Source organism: Chamaesiphon sp. VAR_69_metabat_338 (assembly GCF_031423935.1).
Classification (GTDB): domain Bacteria; phylum Cyanobacteriota; class Cyanobacteriia; order Cyanobacteriales; family Chamaesiphonaceae; genus Chamaesiphon.
The window spans coordinates 1-3,522 of record NZ_JANPGM010000416.1 but is presented as its reverse complement, the minus strand read 5'-3'; the positions used below and the strand labels follow the sequence as shown (position 1 = coordinate 3,522).

The window sequence follows — 3,522 nt, the reverse complement described above, 5'->3', positions numbered from 1 at the left end:
TGCCATAATTACCATACAACCACCGCTCGACCTGACTTTCTTCCTGATATTTCTTAGTTTGCACGTAGCGATAGACCCCACTAGCAGCCCCGTCAGCAAACTTTACTGCCAAAATAGCTCCATCCCCATCAAACCAATGCCCGACGCGCTTGCCGCCCCGTTCGAGCCGTCCGGGGCCATTTCGGTAAAGGGTACCGCGCAAGCCAGCCGGAATCGCACCGGCGAGGATTGATAGCTGCGTCTGGGGAAATTCGGCTGCGGGTGTAGCTAAAGCTTGACCCCACAGCGGTTGGGTATTGAGTTTTGGTATGGTAGCTGTCATGTATGAGTGGTACTGAAGTAGGTTTCGATCGAATGACAAGTTGCTGCTAATTTAGATTCTACAGTGCTTATCTTGTAGGTGCAAAACGACACAATTTTGGAGGATCTTTTCAGACAAGTAATCGTTTTAGTTGGAGATATCCCGAACAAACCTACCCGCGTCTTAAGGAAATTAATTACTTGAGATATCTCTCGATCGGATCTCAATCCAGCGACGTCAATTTTTAGCGGAAATCATGCTAAAAAAACTCCATTGAAAAACCCGGCATTTCTATCCTAATTGCCGGGTTCAAAGTTATAACGCTATTCCTGACTGATGATTTCCAGTTATCGCAAACTTAAGCTAATGCTGTGATGTTTTACCGCTAAACTACCTTTGCAAGTCAATAAGCAAAGGACGGGATTTGAACCCGCGTCTCACAAGCGGGGTTTTGCGAAGATCGATTCAGGGAGCGAGGTTTGATAATGAAGTTAGAGTAATAACTTAAATTTAACCTTGAGTTTGATGGCAAAGAGTTGGCTTTACCTCGCAGCTAGATTAGTGTATCTAGCCACTTGTTTGCCTACTCCCAGGTAGATAGTCTGGGAGGCAGGACTCGAACCTGCAAACACTCTCGGCACTGAGCTTGAACTTGTACTCGATCGCTAGTATAGCTCAATCTGCAAATAGATAACCAAAAATAGCCGTGGCAACTTGGCGTTGTTGAACTTGATGATTATTAGCTTCTTCTCTAGCTTGAATGGTCGCTTTTTGGAGTTTATCGACGCGGCGTAATAATGAATTTACCCGATCTTGTGGCAAGGCACCAGAAAACTCGACCAAGCTCCAAATGCCTTCGATAATATCTTTGGAAACTTCTTTGATTTGAGCGGGATGGTGTTCCGTCGCTTCGTAGGCGACTACGAAATCTGTGATTTTTTTAGTTTTAACTGTTTCCTTTGGTAGGGTCACATAACAGCCGCGATTAGGGTCGTGTTGCCAGTCTTTATCGATCGATAATACTGGTAGCGAGTTGATAAATGTCTTGATATCCTGGAGTTGTTTTTCCAGAAACAAGAGATAAGATACTGGAGCATCGGTAATAATTGTTTGACCGTCAATAACGATCGAAGCTTTGGCTTCGGTATTCGCATAATCTTGAGTCGCCGCTAGATCGAATAATTCGGTCGAAGCTTGAGTAAATCTGTCGATTAAATCGCTAGCTTTGAGGGTAAGTTTCTGGGACTCGGGTGGATAGATAAATCCATCTTCTTCTCGCGATTGATACGTCCGACTCAATCCTTGAAATAGCGCGCTCTTTTGGGCGAGTTGATAAACTTCAGTTTTACCTTTACCAGAATTAGTTTTAACTGATTGTAAGATGGCAATTAATTGATTGAGCTTCATGGAATTTGGACAGGATAGCAATCCTATTTTAATGGCAAAGTCTCGATCGGGAGGCTCGATCGATAAATCTGTAATATAAAAAAGGTTGTCAATTTAGTCATGACATAGATCTGAGAGGGTGTTTGAAAAGTTAGACAGAGGTAAAAAATTATGCGAGACGACGAATCATGATACGAATCATCGCAATATAAATCCACATCTCGGAAGTGTCTGGCAAACCTTCTCGATCTCGACTCAATCGACGACACCAAGATAGCCAGCCAAAGGTGCGTTCCACGACCCAACGTTTCGGTAGTAGTACAAATCCTTCGATAGAGGTACGATTCGACCGTTTCAATAACACGATTGGACTGCCAGCATCACCAACTTGCCAATAACGAGTATTGACATCATCAACTTTGATATATCGATCGAGTAACGGCTCAATTTTATCCATTTAGGCTTGCTAGTTAGCCGCCAACAGATTATAGTTACTCAGACATGTATTCGTATAGAAAAATTGTAGCACCGTAAGCATTTAATTTAGAGTACTTAAGTATGTATCCACCAGAACCACATCAATTTCCAGAGGCCATCCCACCACAAGTAATGTTGATGCAGATGGCTACTTCCAACTGGGTTTCTCAATCCATTTACGTCACCGCAAAGTTAGGTATTGCGGATTTATTGGCAGATGGTGCAAAAAACTATACAGAACTAGCGGCTGCGACTAAAACTAATGCGCCCGCGTTGTTTCGCTTGCTCCGCGCCGTGGCTAGTTTGGGCATATTAACCGAATGGGAGCCTGGATATTTTGACCTTACACCAATGGGGGCTTATCTTCGCACTGACATTCCCGACTCGATGAATGCGATATCGATTATGAATGGGGAAGAACAATATCGAGCTTGGGGAGATTTACGCTACAGTATCGAAACCGGAAAAAGTGCTTTCGATCGTGTCTATGGGATGCCAATTTTTGACTATCTGCGACAAAATCCTGCTGCTGGTGAGGTTTTCGATCGAGCAATGACTACTCATTCTACGATTGAAATACCTGCGCTCGTTACAGGTTATGATTTTGCGGGGATCGATACATTGGTTGATGTGGCTGGTGGGTTAGGCAGTACACTGAGTGCCATCTTGGAAGCTAATCCTCAGTTACAAGCAATTCTATTCGATGTGGAGGAGGTAATTGCTACAGCAACGCCACTGATTGCACGATCGAATGTTGCCGAGCGGTGTCGGCTCGTATCTGGAGATTTCTTTAAATCGGTACCAACTGGTGGTGATGTATACATGCTCAAGCATATCATTCACGATTGGGATGACGATCGATCGATCTCGATCCTCCAAAACTGTCATGCAGCAATGTCAGCAGGTAGCAAGTTGTTACTAATCGAGCAGGTAATTCCCCCTGGTAACGATCCCTTTGTTGGTAAGTTAATCGATCTAAATATGTTAGTCTGTCAGGCTGGTTGCGAACGAACAGAAGATGAGTATCGCAGTTTATTACAGCGTTCTGGTTTTGAATTGACTCAAACGATCTTCACACACGCTCCGACCAGTATCATTGAAGCTATTCGGCTTTAGAGGATGTCTGAGAACTCCACAGATAGTGTAGAGACAGAAAAGTCCTGGTACTATATTCAGGGTGCTGTGACTAAGTATCTACAGCTTATACCCTGAAAGCTTTTCTACCCTCTACCCCCCTTTTCAAACACCCTCTGAGGGTACCCACAAGGGCAGTGGTGTCAACTTAAACATTATGACTCACCCCAAATCAGAGTAGAAAGAGCATCTCGCTCTCGATGTCTGGTGCGTTCAGACTTGAG

Annotated in this window: 4 protein-coding genes; 1 reads left to right on the top strand and 3 read right to left on the bottom strand. The window is 44.0% G+C overall.

The features are described 5' to 3' along the window. The 3 genes from RMO84_RS11540 to RMO84_RS11530 form a co-directional block, all read right to left on the bottom strand. A partial coding sequence (locus tag RMO84_RS11540) for a carotenoid oxygenase family protein (RefSeq protein WP_310488603.1) occupies positions 1-322 on the bottom strand: 322 nt, incomplete at its 3' end. A 654-nt stretch (positions 323-976) separates the two neighbouring features. After that, the gene (locus RMO84_RS11535) at positions 977-1,708 is read right to left on the bottom strand and encodes a hypothetical protein (RefSeq protein WP_310488602.1); all 732 of its coding nucleotides are present in this window, start codon (positions 1,706-1,708) and stop codon (positions 977-979) included. A 148-nt stretch (positions 1,709-1,856) separates the two neighbouring features. Beyond that, on the bottom strand, positions 1,857-2,144 hold the full coding sequence (locus RMO84_RS11530; RefSeq protein WP_396135834.1) for a transposase: 288 nt from the start codon (positions 2,142-2,144) through the stop codon (positions 1,857-1,859). Positions 2,145-2,245: 101 nt separating this feature from the next. Here RMO84_RS11530 and RMO84_RS11525 point away from each other — a divergent pair, with 101 nt between their 5' ends. Then, positions 2,246-3,280, top strand: a complete 1,035-nt coding sequence (locus RMO84_RS11525) for a methyltransferase (protein WP_310488601.1) — start codon at positions 2,246-2,248, stop codon at positions 3,278-3,280. Positions 3,281-3,522 lie beyond the last annotated feature (242 nt).